This is a genomic window from Pseudarthrobacter linnaei (genome assembly GCF_055412825.1).
In genome coordinates this window covers 65,064-83,181 of the sequence record NZ_JBVAYX010000004.1, presented here as the reverse complement: position 1 = coordinate 83,181, position 18,118 = coordinate 65,064, and the positions used below count along the sequence as shown (strand labels likewise).

The window sequence follows — 18,118 nt, the reverse complement described above, 5'->3', positions numbered from 1 at the left end:
AGGCGGGCATAGTTGTGATTGGACCTTGCCCGGCGCACATGACCGGGCAGTTGTAACCGATACGTCGCACACGTCGCGTTCACGCCAGGCAGTCACCCTGCCGGAGCTGAGGGCGCCGATGAATGCGCTCAAAGAGAGGTTGGACGTGGCTGCAGGAGAAGAGACCTCCCATATCCTCAGCGGGTTGACTAACCAGCTGCCTGATCGTGATCCGGAAGAGACCGCCGAGTGGCTGGAGTCCCTGGATACGCTGATTCAGGATCAGGGCACCGAGCGTGCCCAGTACATAATGCGCAGCCTGCTCCAGCGGGCCGGCGCACAGTCCGTGGGCGTTCCGATGGTCACGACCACGGACTACGTGAACACGATCCCGGTGGACCAGGAAGCGGAGTTCCCCGGGGACGAGGAGATCGAGCGGAAGTACCGGGCGTGGCTGCGGTGGAACGCGGCGGTCATGGTGCACCGGGCGCAGCGGGCCGATATCGGCGTCGGCGGGCACATCTCGACCTATGCCGGGGCCGCGACCCTGTATGAGGTCGGGTTCAACCACTTCTTCCGCGGCAAGGACCACGCCGGCGGCGGGGACCAGGTCTTTTTCCAGGGCCATGCCTCCCCTGGCATGTACGCCCGGGCCTTCATGGAGGGCCGGCTGACCGAGGAGGATCTGGACGGGTTCCGGCAGGAGAAGTCCAAGGAAGGCCATGCCCTCTCCTCCTACCCGCACCCGCGGCTGATGCCTCAGTTCTGGGAGTTCCCCACGGTCTCGATGGGCATCGGGCCGATGAACGCGATCTACCAGGCCCAGTCCAACCGGTACCTGCAGAACCGCGGCATCAAGGACACCTCCGACCAGCAGGTCTGGGCGTTTTTGGGCGACGGGGAAATGGACGAGCCCGAGTCCCGCGGCCTGCTCCAGCTCGCCGCGAACGACAAGCTGGACAACCTCAACTTCGTGATCAACTGCAACCTCCAGCGCCTTGACGGGCCCGTGCGCGGCAACGGCAAGATCATGCAGGAACTCGAGGCGTTCTTCCGCGGCGCGGGCTGGAACGTCATCAAGGTCGTCTGGGGCCGGGAATGGGATGACCTGCTGGCCAAGGACGAAGACGGCTCGCTCGTGAAGATCATGAACGAAACCGTCGACGGGGACTACCAGACCTACAAGGCAGAGTCCGGCGCGTTCGTCCGCGAGCACTTCTTCGGGCAGACCCCGCAGACCAAGGAAATGGTCCAGGACCTCACGGACGACCAGATCTGGAACCTCAAGCGCGGCGGCCACGACTACAACAAGGTCTACGCCGCGTACAAGGCCGCGACCGAGTTCAAGGGCAAACCCACCGTCATCCTGGCCCACACGGTCAAGGGCTACGGCCTGGGCACCCACTTCGAGGGCCGCAACGCCACGCACCAGATGAAGAAGCTCACCCTCGCGGACCTGAAAGCTTTCCGCGACCACCTGCGCATCCCCATCACCGACGACCAGCTCGAAGCGGACCTCTACCGGCCCCCGTACTACCACCCCGGCATGGACTCCCCCGAGATCCAGTACCTCATGGAACGCCGCCGCGCCCTCGGCGGCTTCGTCCCCGAACGCCGCTCCAAGCACACCGACGTCACCCTCCCGGGCGACAAGGTCTACGAGGTGGCGAACCGCGGGTCCGGCAAGCAGTTGGCGGCCACCACCATGGCCTTCGTGCGCCTGCTCAAGGACCTCATGCGGGACAAGGAATTCGGGCAGCGGATCGTTCCGATCATCCCGGACGAGGCCCGCACCTTCGGCATGGACGCGTTCTTCCCGACGGCGAAGATCTACAATCCCAACGGCCAGAACTACCTGTCCGTGGACCGCGAGCTCGTCCTGGCCTACAAGGAGTCCATCTCCGGCCAGATCGTGCACGCCGGCATCAACGAGGCCGGTTCGGTGGCGGCGTTCACCGCCGCGGGCACGTCCTACTCCACGCACGGCGAACCGCTGATCCCGATCTATGTCTTCTACTCGATGTTCGGTTTCCAGCGCACGGGAGATTCCTTCTGGGCCGCCGCGGACCAGATGACCCGCGGGTTCATCATCGGCGCCACCGCCGGCCGCACCACCCTGACCGGCGAGGGCCTGCAGCACGCCGACGGGCACTCCCCGATCCTGGCTGCAACCAACCCGGCGGTCGTCACGTACGACCCGGCCTACGGCTATGAGATCGGCGTCATCATGCGTGACGGCCTCAACCGCATGTATGGTCCGGGCCTGGCGGATAACGACCCGTCGCGGAACGTGATGTACTACATCACCGTCTACAACGAGCCGATTTCCCAGCCGCCGGCACCGGCGGAACTGGACGTCGAGGGCATCATTAAGGGCATCTACCTGCTGGCGCCGGCCAAGATTGACGGCCCGCGCACGCAGATCCTTGCCTCCGGTGTGTCCGTCCCCTGGGCCCTCGAAGCCCAGCGGGTCCTCGCCGAGGACTGGGGCGTCTCCGCCGACGTCTGGTCCGTGACGTCCTGGACCGAGCTGCGCCGCGACGCCATGGCGGCTGAGGAAGAGGCGTTCCTCAACCCCGGACAGCCTGCCCGTGTCCCGTTCGTCACCGAGCAGCTCGCCGGCGCGACCGGTCCGATCGTGGCCGTCACCGACTACATGAAGGCTGTCCCGGACCAGATCCGCCAGTTCCTGCCGAACGAGTTCGCCTCGCTCGGTGCTGACGGCTTCGGTTTCTCCGACACCCGCGCCGCAGCGCGCCGCTTCTTCAAGAACGACATCCACTCCGTGGTTGTCCGTTCGCTGCAGATGCTGGCCCGCCGCGGCGAGGTGGATGCCCAGGCCCCGGCCCAGGCGATCGAGAAGTACCGCCTGCACAACGTCAACGCCGGCACCACCGGCAACGCGGGCGGCGACTCCTAGAGTCATCCCGGCGAATACGACGGCGGTCCCCACCGAGTGGCGGGGGCCGCCGTCGGCGATTAATCCCTGCGGCAGTTCCGGTGCCGGACGCCGGTCCGCCCGCGGCGCCGCACGGACCATGGCCGCAGGGCCCCAGGGCCCCAGGGCCGCAGTGTGATCCAGCATTGTGATCCAGCACAAAGCGTCTTGTAGCCTTTGCACAAATGGAGCTGGGGCGGCAGGCCCCGTATGCTCGATGCATGGCCGAGCCGATCACCACTCCCGCAAAACGCAAGCCCACCTCGAGGGCGATGCCTGCGGAAAAGGTTGAGACGCTCAAGAAACTACGGGCGAGCGTCGGCCAGCTCTCCACGACGACGCTGCGCCAGCTCGAGAAATCCCTGCCGTGGTACGGCCGGCTGAACTCTGACGAGCGCTCGGCCCTGGGCCTGGTGGCCCAGAACGGCATCGCCGCCTTCGTCAGCTGGTACGAGCGCCCCAGCTCGCCGTCGTGGATCCTGTCCGACGTTTTCGGCACCGCCCCGACCGAGCTCACCCGCTCCATCAGCCTGCAAAAGGCTCTCCAGCTGATCCGGATCGTCGTGGAAGTGGTGGAGGACCAGGTGCCCGTGATCGCTCCGCAGGCGGACCAGGGCGCACTGCGCGAGGCCGTGTTGCGCTACTCCCGGGAGGTGGCCTTCGCCGCCGCCGACGTCTACGCCCGCGCTGCCGAAACCCGCGGTTCATGGGACACCCGGCTGGAGGCGCTCATTGTGGACGCCATCCTGCGCGGCGAAAACACCGATGCCCTGCGGTCCCGGATTGCCGCCCTGGGGTGGAAGGCGCAGGAGCGCTTCACCGTCATGGTCGGCAATTCGCCGTCGGAACCGAACGCCAGCTACGTCAGCGATCTGCGCCGCACGGCCGGGCGGTTCGCCGAAGACGCCCTCGTCGGGATCCAGGGCGACCGGCTCATCCTTATCCTCGGCGGGCTCCACGACCGTGAAACCGCCTACCTGAAGCTGGCCGAGCTCTTCGCCCCGGGCCCGGTGGTCTACGGCGCCGAAGCGGGTTCCCTGCTGGAGGCCAGCGGCTCCGCCCAGTCCGCGTTCGCCGGGCTGACCGCCGCCCGTGCCTGGCCCGCCGCGCCGCGCCCGGTCGCGGCCGATGACCTCCTTCCGGAGCGGGTGATCTCCGGTGACGACGCCGCCCGGCGCTCCCTCGTCAAGAACATCTACCGGCCCCTGCTCGCGGCCTCGAACGGCCTGGTGGAGACCCTCGGCACCTACCTCGAACTGGGCCATTCGCTCGAGGCCACGGCCCGCGAACTCTTCGTCCATGCCAACACCGTGCGCTACCGGCTCAAGCGCGTCTGTGACGTCACGGGCTGGGATCCGTTGTTGCCGCGGGAGGCCTTTGTGCTCCAGACAGCCCTCGTCGTCGGCCGGCTTGCGGCACCGCCGAAGCCCGCCACAGAACGGCAGCCGACGCGGAATAGCCCCTGAGAAGTTGTAGACTTCCTACAAAGTGACCCTGTGAGCTTGGTGCATGAATGCACCGATAATCTCGCCGTAGTTTGGAAAGCTGGATACGTGCTTGCAATCGTCTGCCCTGGACAGGGCTCCCAGACCCCTGGTTTTCTCGCCCCCTGGCTGGAACTGCCTCCCGTCGCAGGCCACCTGGCCTCCCTCAGCGAAATTGCAGGCATCGACCTCACCGCCCACGGAACGACCTCCAATGAGGAGACCATCAAGGACACCGCGGTTGCGCAGCCACTGATCGTGGCGGCCGGACTGGTGGCCGCGTCGTCCCTGTTCGACGTCGAGCTCGGCACCCTGCCGGTCATCCTCGCCGGCCACTCCGTCGGCGAAATCACGGCCTCCGCCCTGGCCGGTGTACTGACGGAAAACGAAGCCATGGCCTTCGTCCGTGAACGCGCCAACAGCATGGCGGCTGCCGCCGCGGCCACCCCGACCGGCATGAGCGCCGTGGTCGGCGGCGACCCGGCCGAGGTCCTGGCCGCTATCGAGGCCTGCGGTGCCACGGCAGCCAACGTCAACGGCGCCGGCCAGACCGTCGCGGCCGGGACCCTGGACCAGCTCCGGGCCCTTGCGGAGGACCCTCCGGCCAAAGCGCGGGTCATCCCGCTGAAGGTGGCCGGTGCGTTCCACACCCGGCACATGTCCCCCGCCGTCGCGGCGCTGCAGGCCCTCCTGCCCACGCTGCACCCGCGGAACCCGCAGGTCCCCCTGCTCTCCAACTTCGACGGCGCGGAAGTCACCGATGGTGCCGCCGCCGTCGAGAGCCTGATCGCCCAGGTGTCCCGCCCGGTCCGCTGGGACCTCTGCATGGAATCGCTCGTGAAACGCGGCGTGACCGGCGTGATTGAACTGGCTCCGGCCGGGACGCTTGCCGGGCTCGCCAAGCGCGGCATGCCTGGGGTAAAGACCGTGACCGTCAAGACCCCGGATGACCTGTCCGCCGCCCTGGCCCTATTCGCAGAACTGGAAGGACAGGCATGAGCGTGCCCACGTTGAAGCAGGCCCCCCTGCACGAGAACACCCGAATCATGGGGGTCGGCGCATACCGGCCCACCGTGATCGTCACCAACGATGACGTCTGCCAGTGGATCGACTCCTCCGACGAGTGGATCCGCCAGCGCACCGGCATCATCACCCGCCACCGCGCCCCCGCCGACATCAGCGTGATCGACATGGCCGAGGGCGCTGCCCGCGAGGCCCTGCAGAAGGCCGGCATCGAGGCCTCCCAGCTCGGCGCCGTCATTGTCTCCACCGTGACGCACCCCTACGCGACGCCATCCGCCGCCGCGAGCCTCGCCGACCGTCTCGGCGCGACGCCGGCGCCGGCCTTTGACATCTCCGCCGCGTGCGCCGGGTACTGCTACGGCATCGCCCAGGCCGACGCGCTTGTCCGCTCCGGCGCGGCCAACTACGTCCTGGTGGTCGGAGCCGAAAAGCTCTCGGACGTCATCGACAACACCGAGCGCACCATCTCTTTCCTCCTTGGCGACGGCGCGGGCGCCGTCGTGATCGGCCCCTCCGACACCCCGGGCATCGGCCCGTCGGTGTGGGGCTCGGACGGCAGCAAATGGAACGCGATCGGCATGACCGGCTCCATGCTGGACCTCCGCGAGCTCGCCACGGCGGGCAGGCAGCCCGGTGCCCTGAGCGCGGAGGAAGCTGCCGTCACCGATGCCGCACTCTGGCCGACACTGCGCCAGGACGGCCAGACGGTGTTCCGCTGGGCGGTCTGGGAGATGGCCAAGGTGGCCCAGCAGGCGCTGGACGCCGCCGGCATCAGCGCCGATGACCTCGCGGCCTTCATCCCGCACCAGGCGAACATGCGGATCATCGATGACATGGCCAAGAAGCTGAAACTGCCGGAGACCGTCATCGTTGCGCGGGACATCGCCGACGCCGGCAACACCTCCGCAGCGTCCATCCCCCTCGCCACCCACCGCCTGCTGCAGGAAAACCCGCAGCTCAGCGGCGGGCTTGCACTGCAGATCGGCTTCGGTGCCGGACTGGTCTACGGTGCCCAGGTGATCGTGCTTCCGTAGGCGTTCGCGGCTTTTCCGTCTTTCCCCAGCTTTAAATCCCACAGCAAACCGAACCCTCGGTTTGAGCCATTTCCGCCCGAAGCTGCCGGCACACCGGCTGCCCACGGCAATAACAAGTAAAGGAGCCATCATGGCTAGCAACGAAGAGATCCTGGCCGGCCTGGCTGAAATCGTCAACGAAGAGACCGGCCTGGCCACCGAGGCCGTCGAAATGGACAAGTCCTTCACCGACGACCTGGATATCGACTCCATCTCGATGATGACGATCGTCGTCAACGCCGAAGAGAAGTTCGGCGTGCGCATCCCGGACGAAGAGGTCAAGAACCTCAAGACCGTCGGCGACGCCGTCAGCTTCATCTCCAGCGCACAGGCCTAATATCGGTCCCGGCCGGTCCGGGGGCGCAACAGCACCCCCGGACCGCGCCATTTGCGGCACCATCCAGCGCACCACCTAAATTTTTCTAACGCAGGCCCCGGCAACCTTTCCCAAGTCCCGGTACGGCAGGCGCACCGACAGAGAGTGATCCCATGGCACGCAAAGTAGTCATTACCGGTCTGGGTGCCACCACACCCATCGGCGGCGATGTCCCCACAATGTGGAAGAACGCGCTGAAGGGCGTCTCCGGAGCTCATACGCTCGAGGACGATTGGGTGGCCAAGTACGAACTGCCCGTCCACTTTGCCGCCCGCGCTTCCACCCCCGCGACCGAGGTCCTGAGCCGGGTCGAAGCCAAGCGCATGGACCCGTCCACGCAGTTCGCCGTTGTCGCCTCCCGCGAGGCCTGGGCCGACGCCGGCATCACCGAGGTGGACCACGACCGTCTGGCCGTGGCCTTCGCCACCGGCATCGGCGGCGTCTGGACCCTCCTGGACGCCTGGGACACGCTGCGCGAAAAGGGCCCCCGCCGCGTCCTGCCCATGACCGTGCCCATGCTGATGCCCAACGGCCCGGCTGCGGCGGTCAGCCTTGACCTGGGCGCCCGCGCCGGTGCCCACACCCCCGTGTCCGCCTGCGCGTCCGGCACCGAGGCCGTTCACATGGGCCTGGACCTGATCCGCTCCGGCAAGGCCGACGTCGTCGTCTGCGGCGGCGCCGAAGCCGCCATCCACCCGATGCCGATCGCCGCGTTCGCCTCCATGCAGGCACTCTCGCGCCGCAACGACGATCCCGAGCACGCCTCGCGCCCCTACGACCTTGGCCGCGACGGCTTCGTCATGGGCGAAGGCGCCGGTGCCCTGGTACTGGAGGCCGAGGAGCACGCCCTGGCCCGCGGCGCCCGGATCTACGCCGAACTGGCCGGCACCTCGGTCACCGCCGACGCCTACCACATCACCGCCCCGGACCCCCAGGGCCTCGGCGCCACGCGGGCGCTGAAGGCTGCCATGTTCGACGGCCGGATCCAGCCGGAAGACGTGGTGCATGTCAACGCGCACGCCACCTCCACTCCGGTCGGCGACAAGCCCGAGTACGCGGCCCTGAAGGCCGCCCTGGGCAAGCAGCTGGACAGCGTCGCGGTCTCGGCGACGAAGTCGCAGATGGGGCACCTGCTGGGCGCCTCCGGTGCGGTGGAAGCCGTACTGACCGTCATGGCCATCTACGACCGCAAGGTGCCGGTGACCATCAACCTTGAAAACCAGGATCCGGAGATCCCGCTCGACGTCGTCACGACGGCCCGTGACCTGCCGTCCGGCAGCATTGCGGCCCTGAGCAACTCCTTCGGCTTTGGCGGCCACAACGCCGTGATCGCGGTGCGGAGCATCTAGCTCCAATTGCCCTCAGCACGCCGGGATGACCGATGGCGGCAATGTTCCTTGTGAACATTGCCGCCATCCGTCGTTTGGCGCTGCTATGGAGGGTGGTTGCGGCGGGACCTGCGGTCCAGCAGACCCAGTGTTCTTGCCGACCTGGCGGGCTAGCCGACCTGGCAGGCTAGCCGCCTGGCGGGCTAGCCGACCTGGTGGAGCCACCGCACCGGCGCGCCTTCGGCGGCGTGCCGGAAGGGCTCGAGTTCCTCGTCCCACGCCTCACCGAGGGCCAGGGAGAGCTCATGGTAGACCGCCGACGGGTCGCCGGCGCCGGATTCGTAGGCGTAACGGATGCGGTCCTCGGAAACCATGATGTTGCCGTGCACGTCCGTGACGGCGTGGAAAATTCCCAGCTCCGGCGTATGCGACCAGCGGCCGCCGTCCACGCCCTGGCTGGGCTCTTCCGTGACCTCGTAGCGCAGGTGCGCCCAGCCCCGGAGGGCAGACGCCAATTGAGCCCCCGTGCCCGGGTTTCCGGTCCACGACAGCTCGGCCCGGAACATTCCGGGCGCAGCCGGCTGAGCAGTCCACTCAAGGTCCGTCCGCTTGTCCACAACAGAACCTATGGCCCACTCAACGTGGGGGCACAGGGCAGTTGGGGCCGAGTGAACGAACAACACACCGCGGGTCAGTGCAACAGACATTCCATCCTCCATAGCTGTAGGTACGTCTTCCCCAACGACCTCTGCCTGGATGTCTGTCTGTTGCGCGGGTCCGCCGTGAGACGGGTGGTCCTTGCCAGACTATTAAGCTATTGCCCGGTTCCTGGGTGGTACTTGATGCTCAAGAGCTTCAAGCGACACTTGAAAGTTGCCGGGCGTGACTCCCATTCTGCCGTACGCCTCCGCATTACGCCAGTGTAATTCGGCGCGTCTTTCCCGCCGCGCCGCGCCGCGTGCCATCGGGGGCCGTTTCCGGCGACAGGCCCGGCGCGAAGCACCGGGCTCAGGCCCGGGGATGGGCCTGCTGGTAGCTCTGCCGGAGCCTCTCAACGGAGACATGGGTGTAGATCTGGGTGGTGGCCAGACTGCTGTGGCCCAGGATTTCCTGCACAGCCCGGAGGTCGGCCCCGCCGTCGAGCAGGTGCGTGGCGGCGGAGTGCCGCAGGGAGTGCGGACCGGTGGCTGCGGTGTCCCCCAGGGCTTCCAAGAGATCGTGGACGACACTGCGGACCTGCCGCTGGTCCACGCGTCTGCCGCGGGCACCGAGGAAAAGTGCCGGGCCGGAGGTGTCTGTGGCGAGGGCGGGCCGGCCCCGGCGCAGCCAGTCGTCCACGGCGAGCGCCGCGGGCAGGCCATAGGGCACCGTGCGTTCCTTGTTGCCCTTGCCGAGCACCCGCAGGGTCCGGCGGTCCGGATCGAGGTCGTCCACGTCGAGGCCGGCCAGCTCGCCGACCCGGATCCCGGTGGCGTACAGCAGCTCCACCATCGCGCGGTCCCGCAGCGGCAGGGGGCCGCCCTCGGCGGCCGCGGTTTCCGCACCTTCGACGAGCCGGAGGACCTGCTGCTGATGCAGCACGCCGGGCAGGGACTTCTCCCGCTTGGGCCCCTTCAGCCGCAGGGCGGGGTCCGTTTCGATCAGTTCCTCGCGGATGGCCCAGGCGGTGAAGGCCCTGGCCGTGGCGGAGCGGCGGGCCAGCGTGGCGCGGGACATCCCGGCTTCGCTCTGCGCGCCGAGCCAGCGCCGCAGGGTGCCGAGTTCCAGCCCGGCGAGGTCTTCCACCCCTTCGGAGTCCGCATACTCAAGGAGGCTTCCGACGTCGGAGAGGTAGGCTCGCACCGTGTGGACCGAACGCCCGCGTTCCGCCTCCAGGTAGCGGCCGAAACCCTGGGCGGCCGTGGCCAGTGCGGCGGGGATATGCGGTGTGGACACCCCCTTACTCTCGCAGGAATCGCCCGGCGGTCAAGGAGCCCGGCGGCGAGCCGCGGGTCCGGTGCCGGCCTGGGACCTGCCGCCGCCCGACGGCGACGGAAGCCGGCTGCCGTTCAGCCCGCCGTGCCGGACCGCTTCCAGCCGCCGCGGTGCGACTCGGCCAGACCCAGCAGCCCGAGCCTGCCCAGGCCCGCGCGGACCGAATTCGCGGACAGGCCCGCGACGGCGGTGAGCTTTTCGACCGAGGTGGTGGACCGCAGCGGCAGGGCATCCAGCAAGATGAGGTCCTCCAGGGCCAGCCCATCCTGGACTGCCGCCCTGCCGGTCTTGACCTCGGGCAGTGATTCGCCGCTGGGCGAGGCGAGCTCCGCGACTTCCCCGGCATCGGTGACGCACACCGCCCCGCCTTCCCGGAGCAACCGGTGGCAACCCGCGGAGTTGGCGCTGTGCACCGACCCAGGCACAGCGCCGACGGCCCGGCCCAGCGTTTCCGCATGGTGCGCCGTGTTCAGCGCGCCCGATCTCCACCGGGCCTCCACAACGACCGTGACGGACGCCAGCGCAGCGATGAGCCGGTTGCGCTGCAGGAACCGGTACCGCGTCGGCGCGGAACCCGGCGGGACCTCGGCCAGGACCGCGCCTTGGTTCGCGACGGTCCTCAGCAGCTCCTCATTGCCGGAGGGGTAGAAACGGTCCACTCCCCCAGCCATCACGGCGATGGTGGGCAGGGTGCCCGACGAACCGCCGGCTAGAGCTGCCCGGTGCGCGTGCGCATCGATCCCGTAGGCGCCGCCCGAGATGATCGTGAAACCCCGCTGCGCCAGCGAATAGGCGAGGTCCCCGGTGACGGAGGCGCCATAGGAGGTGCTGTCCCTGGAGCCGACAAGCGCAATGGATCTGGCGGGTGCAGGCAGCTCCTGCTCGATGCCGCGCCACCACAGGCAGATCGGTTCCTGGAGTCCGAGGTCGGCCAGCTGCCGGGGCCATAGTTCGTCCGAAGGGATGATCATGCGGCCTCCGAGCCGCTGCACGGTGGCAAGGTCCCGGGCCGGCGCCAGATCAGGGACCCGCGGTGCCCAGCGCTGCAGGGCTGTCGCCAGGCCCGTCCAGCCGCTGCCCGAGCTGTTCTCGTCCAGCAGCCGGAAGATCTCCCGCTCCAGCTCCGCTCCTGCGGCCAGCTGACCGGTGGCAATCTTCAGCGCTTCCTCCGCTCCGGCGATTTGGACGAGTGCGAGTCCGGCAGCGTCCTGCGGTTCGAACAGCCGGGACAACGCCGCCCGGGCTGTCCGTTCGCTCTCTGTCATGGTGTTGTCCTTTCGCAGGCTGGTGGCCAGGGATTGCGCCGCACTCTCGCGCGCGGCGCCGGCGGAACGTTCTGCTACGCGGCGGCGGCTGCCTGCCGCAGGTTGAGGGCCAGTCCCACATCGTCCGGCTCCGGGACGTCCCGCAGGGCCAGGTCCGCCACGGTCCAGGCAAGGCGCAGTACGCGGTCGTAGCCGCGGGCCGTCAGCACGCCGCGTTCCATGGCGTGGTCCAGAATTCGGGTGGTGGGGGCGCCGAGCCGCAGGGCACCCCGGAGGACGCGCACCGGGACCTGGGCGTTGGTTTCCATGCCGAAGGGAAGCAGCCGGTTGAGCTGGCGTGTCCGTGCGGCGTGGACGCGCGCCGCGATGGTGGCGGTGTCCTCCTCTGCCCCGGGTACTCCAAAGTCGGCCAGCGACACCCGCTCCACCTGCAGCTGGATGTCGACCCTGTCCAGCAACGGCCCGGACAGGCGGGCCAGATACCGGCGGCGCATGGTCGGGGTGCAGACGCAGTCGATGCCCTTGCCCGTGGCCCTGCCGCAGGGGCACGGGTTGGCCGCGAGCACGAGCTGGAAGCGGGCAGGGTACGCCGCTGTTCCTGCGGCCCTGTGCAGCACGAGCTCCCCGCTCTCCAGCGGCTGCCGGAGCGCATCCAGGACCCGGCGCTCATATTCCGGGGCCTCGTCGAGGAACAGCACCCCGCGATGCGCCCGGGATGCGGCCCCGGGCCTCGGCAGCCCTGAACCGCCTCCGATGATGGCCGCCGGAGTGGCCGTGTGATGCGGGTTCTCGTACGGGGGCCTGCGCACAAGCCGCAGCGAGGTTGAGGTCAGCGAGCAGAGTGAATGGATGGCCGTCACTTCCATGGCCTCGGCGTCACCGAGGTCCGGCAGGAGCCCGGGCAGCCGTTCGGCCAGCATCGTTTTTCCCGCGCCCGGAGGACCTGTCAGCAACAAGTGGTGGGCGCCGGCGGCGGCGACTTCCAGTGCCCGCCGGGCGTCCCCCTGCCCGGAGACGTCGCGCATGTCCGGCGGCGAAAGGGGCAACGTCTCAGTGCCGTCCCCCGGTTCGCCCAGGTCAGGGGCGGGGTCGAAGTCGAGCGCCAGGTCCCGCGGATCTGCGCCGAAATCGAAGGCCAGGCGGGCCAGCGTGGTGTATCCCTGCACGCGGGCGCCGGGGACGAGTCCGGCTTCAGCGGCGTTGGCCTGCGCCACGACGACGTCGGCGTAGCCCGACCGTACCGCAGCCATGACGGCGGGGAGGACTCCGCGGACGGGCCGGAGCCTGCCGTCCAGGCCCAGTTCGGCAATGAAGACAGTCCGGCCGGTGGACCGCACATCGTTGGAGGCCAGCAGTGCTGCCATGGCAATGGCCAGATCGAAGCCGGAGCCGCGTTTGGGCAACGACGCCGGGATGAGGTTGGCCGTGATCTTCCGGCGGCTCAGTGGAATCCCGGAATTCTGGGCGGCCGAGCGGATCCGTTCCTTGGCCTCGTTGAGCGAAGCATCAGGAAGCCCCAGAATAATGAAGGCCGGCAGCGTCTGGCCGATATCGGCCTCCACCTCGACGATGTAGCCGTTCAGGCCCACAAGGGCTACCGCGTAGGTCCGGCCGAGTGCCACCTACCCGACTCCTTTGAGGTGTTCCACGGCGGGGTCGCCGATGCCGTCGTCGAGCACGGCGATAACGTCGACCCGGCGCAGCGGCACGCGTAGCCCATGGCCACGGCACCACGCGGAGGCCAGCCGGTGAAGCCGGGCCAGCTTGTCCGCACCGACGGCTTCGAACGGATGCCCGTACTCGAGGGACCTGCGTGTCTTGACTTCGGCGATGACCAGGATGTCGCCGTCGAGCGCCACGATGTCGATTTCACCCTCGGGACACCGCCAGTTGCGGTCCACGATCCGCATGCCCTGGGCCTTAAGGTAAACGGCCGCGAGTTCCTCCCCGCGCCTGCCAAGCACGTCTTTAGCTCTCATGAACCCAGAGTGCGCTCCCGCGAGGAGACGACACACTAGGCAAATCCTCTATGTGGAAATCTCCGAAGAACGATGCACAGCTGAGACCGCGCTGAAGGATTCCCAATCCGCCGGTATGGATGATGTGACCGGCGTAAGCGGCGCTCCAAGCGGGGGCCCAGGCGCGACCGCAGATGCGATCAGGAGTGCCGAGGTAATTTGTGGCTACGCAAACGTATCTCTAAGCTTGCGACGGACGAGTAATCAGTCGAGGGCTGCCGAAAATATACCCAGCACCCCGATCCCGAATTCTTACTGAGCCGGCTTGCCGCTCCGGTGTCACATTGGACGATCCCAAATCCGCATGACCGACAGAAAGCAGCAACGTGCTAATAGTGGACTTGACCCACATAACCCCAGACACCAATAAACGGCATGTGCTGCGACTTAAGAACCGCGTGACTTCGGAAAGTCGGATTGTCAAGGCGAAGACTGGCAGCCAATTCGAGGTTTCCGACAACGAATTGCCCGGTCCGATGCAGCAAACTGTCGCCTGGGTTGACGAGATTGGAGCCACTGGAGCGGCCAACACCATCACACCCCGCGTGCGCTTGGACACCCTTAAGCATGTGGCTCAAGTTGAGCGATGGATACGGCAGCCCACTCAGCCGGCGACCCGGGCGGAAGCCTTAGCCATGTTGGAGACTCTCATGACCTGGGAGTATTTTGGCGACTCCGAGTGGCGAAGCAGGATCACCCGCATTGTCAACGACGTTCTTCGGACCCTTCGGCGAGTACGGCACATACCTGCGAACAGCCGATTGGCTCTCCTTTGCGAACATTTCGCTGAGAGAAACACCTATTCAGACTCGGTACCGGGCAATGTGATGGCAAGTCTCACCGCGATAGCGGAGTTGCACTCGGTGCTTGAGCGACACGGAGCCGCCACTCAGAAGTCGGTAACTCACGTCTCGTTGGACTCCTCCACTTCGATCCCCGAAGCTCTGCGGAATGCCTTGCTCAACCTCATCGACACCTCCGTTGCCTTCAATATTCCGGGCACTTCATCGCGGCTACATCGTGGTCAGGTCCTGAGCGTTTTGGAAGGAAGGGCGTCGGCACTAGGAGAGTTTCGCGCAGCGCTGTCATCCGGGCGCGGCCTCGTGAAGTCCATGTACCTTGATATGGGCAGCCTGACATACGGTACCCCGGAAATAAGTGCCGGGTTCAGTGGCGTTGACGTTACTTGGCATGGCACCGACATCTCCAAGACTGCTGCGGGGACAATCCTTTACTCGGCAAACGTAGAATTTCTCCGCCGCTACATGACTCGCATCCTGTTCTACGCTGCGGCTGAACCGGATCTCCACCTTCACTTCCACCTTGTTGCATCCGAGTCCGAGGCATCGGATTTCATCTCAGAAGCTAGCGAGCTCGCGCAGAGCATCCATGGCTTCAGCCATCGAGCGTCGAAGCCGTCCACCATTTCTTGGTCGTCTTCCCGACTTCCCGCAGGAGTGGGCAATCCCATCACGTACTTTGCTTGCGCACGATACCTAGTAGCAGAACAAGTCATGGACAGGTTCGGATCTGATGTGTGGATTCAGGACGTCGATCTCTACCCCACTTCGCCAATATTCCAAGCGTACGAAACTCTTGTTGAGTTCGACGTTGCCCTCGTCGCCTCCTCCGGAATCAACGTACTTGCTCCGTGGCGCCGGTACATGGCTGGCAACGTGTATATTTCTCGCTCCGATAATGGACGCACGTTCGCCCACAATGCTGCGAGCTACATATCTTCGTTCCTCAAGGAAACTGATTCCTGGATGCTGGACCAAAACGCACTGGACTGGGCCGTTGAACAATCCCCGGCGGAAACCTCCATCGTCAACATGGGGACACTAAACATCCAGCTGACTCAGTCGACAATGAATGGCGCTATCGAGTCGTAGCACGCCGCGGTGGTCTCTTCAGCGCAACGCATCTGCCGTCTCTATCAGTGCCCAAGGTCCCCGGCCTTGGGCAGGGCGAGTTCCTCGCTGCGCGGGAGCTCTTCGACGTTGACGTCCTTGAAGGTGATCACGCGGACGCTCTTGACGAAGCGGGCGGAGCGGTAGACATCCCAGACCCAGGCGTCCTGCAGCGTCAGATCGAAGTAGACCTCGCCGTCGGCGCTGCGGGCCTGCAGGTCAACGTGGTTGGCCAGATAGAAACGCCGTTCGGTCTCGACCACATAGCTGAACAGCCCGACAACGTCACGGTATTCGCGGTAGAGCTGCAGCTCCATGTCGGTCTCATAGTTTTCAAGGTCCTCGGCACTCATGGTTCCATCTTGCACCATCCGGCGAGCCCCGTGCGCCACAGTCCGTCCCGCGCCACCCCTGGCCCTGTCGCCGTCCGGGGGAACCGTGCGGTCGTCAGTCCGCGAGCAGCCTCCAGCTCACGCGGTGATACGGCGTGGGCCCGGCGGCGCGGAGCGCCTGCTTGTGCGTGGCGGTGCCGTAGCCCTTGTTCTCGTCCCAGCCGAAGGCGGGGTGTTCGTGGTGCAAAACGCGCATCATGCCATCGCGCTCCACCTTGGCCAGGATGGAGGCCGCGGCGACGCTCAGGCACTGCATGTCGGCCTTGACCAGCGTGTGCACCGGCGCGTCGCAGCCGGGCTCCGCGGGGCCGCCGTCGAACAGGGACGGCTGGGTTTCGGGCGACAGCCAGTTGTGGCTGCCGTCCAGCAGCACGACGTCCGGGATCACCCCGGCAGCCAGGACCGCAAGCCAGGCGCGGGTTCCGGCGAGCCGGAGCGCGGCGACGATGCCGAGGGCGTCGATCTCGTTTGCTGAGGCATGCCCGACGGCGGACGCCACACTCCAGCTCCGGACCAGCGGCACCAGGCGTTCGCGGTGCGCCACTTTGAGCAGCTTGCTGTCCCGCACATCGGCGAGCAGCTTCTGCTGCTGGAGGTCCACAACGGCGATACCCACGCTGACGGGACCGGCGAGGGCGCCGCGGCCCACCTCGTCGACGCCGGCCAGCAGCCGGGCGCCGGAGCTGCGGAAGCGCCGTTCGTAGTCGAGTGTGGGGGCTTCGGACATGCGATCAGCAGCTACTTTCCGGCCGGGTCAGGCACGTCGCGGAAGACGTCCGGGTAGTTGTCGAGGGCGGTGATGCGGTTCAGCGGCCAGGCAATGACGGCGGCCTTGCCCTCGATGTCGGCGATGTCAACGAAGCCGCCGTTGCTGTCCGTGTGGGCGCGCGAATCGGCGGAATGGTTCCGGTTGTCACCCATGACCCAGACTTTCCCCTCGGGGACCACGACGTCGAAGTCGCGGATCTGGGGTACTTCGGCGGGGTTGATGTAGGGCTCGTCCACGGATGTGCCGTTGACCATGACCCTGCCGCCGGTGTCGCAGCAGGCCACGTGGTCCCCCGGCAGGCCCACGACGCGCTTAACGAGGTGCTGCTGCGAGTTATCCGGCAGCAGGCCGATGAACGTCAGCCCGTCCTGTACCCAGGTGAAGGGGCCCGTTTCCTTCTCCGCCATGGGAACCAGCCAGCCCTGGGTGTCCCGGAACACAACGACGTCGCCGTGCTCCAGGGCGAACGGCTCGGGGACCAGGAGGTTCACAAAGATGCGGTCGTTCACGTCCAGGGTGTTGACCATGGACTCCGAGGGGATGTAGAACGCGCGGAACAGGAAGGTTTTGATCAGGAACGACAGCACGATGGCGACCAGCACCACGGTGGCCACTTCCTTCGCCCAGAGGAACAGCGGGCTGTGCCGCTCCCGGGCCTGCGCCCGGCGCGCACGCTTCGACGCGGTTCCCGCGTGGGCCGGACCGCCTGTGAACCCACGATCCGCGCGGACGTCAGGCACGGCCGGGTGCTCCGCGGCGGGGACCGCTGAGGAGGCGACCCGGGGCTGGTCCTGCCCCTGCGGATCTGGAGTCCGGGGTCCGGTCTCGGGCATTTACTGTCCGTTCTTCGCTGTTGTCATGGCGGCCTCCGCGGGCCGTCCTACTGCTGTAAATCTATCAATCGGCCAGATGATCTGGACGGGTCGTCCGATCACCCGGTCCAGCGGCACCATGCCTCCGCCGGGGGCGCCGAGAAGACTGCGGGAGTCGGCCGACAGTGCGCGGTGGTCCCCCATCAGCCAGAGCCGCCCGGCGGGCACGATCACGCTGAATTTCAGCTCGCTCGGGGCGTCACCCTTAAAGAGATAGGGTTCCGCAACTTGCTGGCCGTTGACTGTGAGCCTGCCGCCGCCGTCGCAGCAGACCACGTGGTCACCGGGGAGCCCGATGACGCGCTTGATGTAGGTGGTGTCGCCGCCGGCGAGTCCGACCCAGCGCCCGATGCCGCCGAGGAAGTCCAGGACCGGACCGTTGCCGCTGTCCAGCGGGGCGAAGGAGCCCCGGCCGTCGAAGACAACAATGTCGCCGCGGTCCACCGGCTCGGCGCGGAAGTCCGTGCGCGAGACGAGGATCCTGTCCCCCTCGCGGAACATCGGCTCCATCGAGGCGGAGGGGATGTAGTAGACGTCAAGCCACATTGAGCGGACCAGGCCGCTGATGAGCACAGCGAGCACCACGGCAAGGAACACAAAACGCCAGCCGAGTTTCCTGGGCTGGCGTTTTGTGTGTTCCATGATCCGTATCCTCTAACGCTTTTCTCAACTGAACAGCGCTGTTGCGGATGCTCCGGCGCTGGCCGGACACGGTCC

16 protein-coding genes are annotated in these 18,118 nt (G+C 67.0%); 7 read left to right on the top strand and 9 right to left on the bottom strand.

Annotation, left to right across the window (positions count from 1 at the left end; all coding sequences use genetic code 11):
• Positions 1 to 118 precede the first annotated feature (118 nt).
• The 6 genes from aceE to fabF all read left to right on the top strand — a co-directional run bounded on the left by aceE (position 119) and on the right by fabF (position 8,222).
• The gene (gene aceE / locus ACZYZ3_RS05525) at positions 119 to 2,899 is read left to right on the top strand and encodes a pyruvate dehydrogenase (acetyl-transferring), homodimeric type (protein ID WP_463962833.1); all 2,781 of its coding nucleotides are present in this window, start codon (positions 119 to 121) and stop codon (positions 2,897 to 2,899) included.
• 239 nt (positions 2,900 to 3,138) lie between these two features.
• Positions 3,139 to 4,383 carry a PucR family transcriptional regulator gene (locus tag ACZYZ3_RS05520; protein ID WP_463962832.1) on the top strand — a complete coding sequence of 415 codons (1,245 nt, stop codon included), beginning with the start codon at positions 3,139 to 3,141 and terminating at the stop codon, positions 4,381 to 4,383.
• Between the two features lie 87 nt (positions 4,384 to 4,470).
• Entirely contained in the window at positions 4,471 to 5,400 is a 930-nt protein-coding gene (locus ACZYZ3_RS05515) for an ACP S-malonyltransferase (RefSeq protein ID WP_463962831.1), read from the top strand.
• The gene (locus ACZYZ3_RS05510; protein WP_463962830.1) at positions 5,397 to 6,458 is read left to right on the top strand and encodes a beta-ketoacyl-ACP synthase III; all 1,062 of its coding nucleotides are present in this window, start codon (positions 5,397 to 5,399) and stop codon (positions 6,456 to 6,458) included. The genes ACZYZ3_RS05515 and ACZYZ3_RS05510 overlap by 4 nt, the downstream gene beginning before the upstream one ends.
• A 130-nt stretch (positions 6,459 to 6,588) precedes the next feature.
• Positions 6,589 to 6,834 carry an acyl carrier protein gene (locus ACZYZ3_RS05505; RefSeq protein ID WP_463962829.1) on the top strand — a complete coding sequence of 82 codons (246 nt, stop codon included), beginning with the start codon at positions 6,589 to 6,591 and terminating at the stop codon, positions 6,832 to 6,834.
• A 152-nt stretch (positions 6,835 to 6,986) separates the two neighbouring features.
• Positions 6,987 to 8,222, top strand: coding sequence for a beta-ketoacyl-ACP synthase II (fabF, locus tag ACZYZ3_RS05500; RefSeq protein WP_463962828.1), 1,236 nt, complete (start codon positions 6,987 to 6,989; stop codon positions 8,220 to 8,222).
• Positions 8,223 to 8,404: 182 nt separating this feature from the next.
• On the opposite strand, the gene ACZYZ3_RS05495 is transcribed toward fabF, so the two are convergent.
• The 5 genes from ACZYZ3_RS05495 to ACZYZ3_RS05475 all read right to left on the bottom strand — a co-directional run bounded on the left by ACZYZ3_RS05495 (position 8,405) and on the right by ACZYZ3_RS05475 (position 13,419).
• Positions 8,405 to 8,908, bottom strand: coding sequence for a DUF3145 domain-containing protein (locus tag ACZYZ3_RS05495; RefSeq protein WP_056426723.1), 504 nt, complete (start codon positions 8,906 to 8,908; stop codon positions 8,405 to 8,407).
• A 301-nt stretch (positions 8,909 to 9,209) separates the two neighbouring features.
• Positions 9,210 to 10,136 carry a tyrosine recombinase XerC gene (locus ACZYZ3_RS05490; RefSeq protein ID WP_463962827.1) on the bottom strand — a complete coding sequence of 309 codons (927 nt, stop codon included), beginning with the start codon at positions 10,134 to 10,136 and terminating at the stop codon, positions 9,210 to 9,212.
• Between the two features lie 113 nt (positions 10,137 to 10,249).
• Positions 10,250 to 11,440, bottom strand: a complete 1,191-nt coding sequence (gene dprA / locus ACZYZ3_RS05485; RefSeq protein WP_463962826.1) for a DNA-processing protein DprA — start codon at positions 11,438 to 11,440, stop codon at positions 10,250 to 10,252.
• Between the two features lie 74 nt (positions 11,441 to 11,514).
• Entirely contained in the window at positions 11,515 to 13,062 is a 1,548-nt protein-coding gene (locus ACZYZ3_RS05480; RefSeq protein WP_463962825.1) for a YifB family Mg chelatase-like AAA ATPase, read from the bottom strand.
• Positions 13,063 to 13,419 carry a YraN family protein gene (locus ACZYZ3_RS05475; RefSeq protein ID WP_463962824.1) on the bottom strand — a complete coding sequence of 119 codons (357 nt, stop codon included), beginning with the start codon at positions 13,417 to 13,419 and terminating at the stop codon, positions 13,063 to 13,065.
• A 374-nt stretch (positions 13,420 to 13,793) separates the two neighbouring features.
• Here ACZYZ3_RS05475 and ACZYZ3_RS05470 point away from each other — a divergent pair, with 374 nt between their 5' ends.
• A complete protein-coding gene (locus tag ACZYZ3_RS05470; protein ID WP_463962823.1) occupies positions 13,794 to 15,350 on the top strand; it encodes a hypothetical protein in 1,557 nt (518 codons plus the stop codon).
• 44 nt (positions 15,351 to 15,394) lie between these two features.
• On the opposite strand, the gene ACZYZ3_RS05465 is transcribed toward ACZYZ3_RS05470, so the two are convergent.
• The 4 genes from ACZYZ3_RS05465 to lepB (ACZYZ3_RS05450) all read right to left on the bottom strand — a co-directional run bounded on the left by ACZYZ3_RS05465 (position 15,395) and on the right by lepB (ACZYZ3_RS05450) (position 18,043).
• Positions 15,395 to 15,721 carry a DUF2469 domain-containing protein gene (locus ACZYZ3_RS05465; RefSeq protein WP_463962822.1) on the bottom strand — a complete coding sequence of 109 codons (327 nt, stop codon included), beginning with the start codon at positions 15,719 to 15,721 and terminating at the stop codon, positions 15,395 to 15,397.
• A 94-nt stretch (positions 15,722 to 15,815) separates the two neighbouring features.
• Positions 15,816 to 16,487 carry a ribonuclease HII gene (rnhB, locus tag ACZYZ3_RS05460; protein WP_463962821.1) on the bottom strand — a complete coding sequence of 224 codons (672 nt, stop codon included), beginning with the start codon at positions 16,485 to 16,487 and terminating at the stop codon, positions 15,816 to 15,818.
• Positions 16,488 to 16,498: 11 nt separating this feature from the next.
• Positions 16,499 to 17,362 carry a signal peptidase I gene (gene lepB, locus ACZYZ3_RS05455; protein ID WP_463962820.1) on the bottom strand — a complete coding sequence of 288 codons (864 nt, stop codon included), beginning with the start codon at positions 17,360 to 17,362 and terminating at the stop codon, positions 16,499 to 16,501.
• On the bottom strand, positions 17,363 to 18,043 hold the full coding sequence (gene lepB, locus ACZYZ3_RS05450; RefSeq protein ID WP_463962819.1) for a signal peptidase I: 681 nt from the start codon (positions 18,041 to 18,043) through the stop codon (positions 17,363 to 17,365).
• Between the last annotated feature and the right edge of the window lie 75 nt (positions 18,044 to 18,118).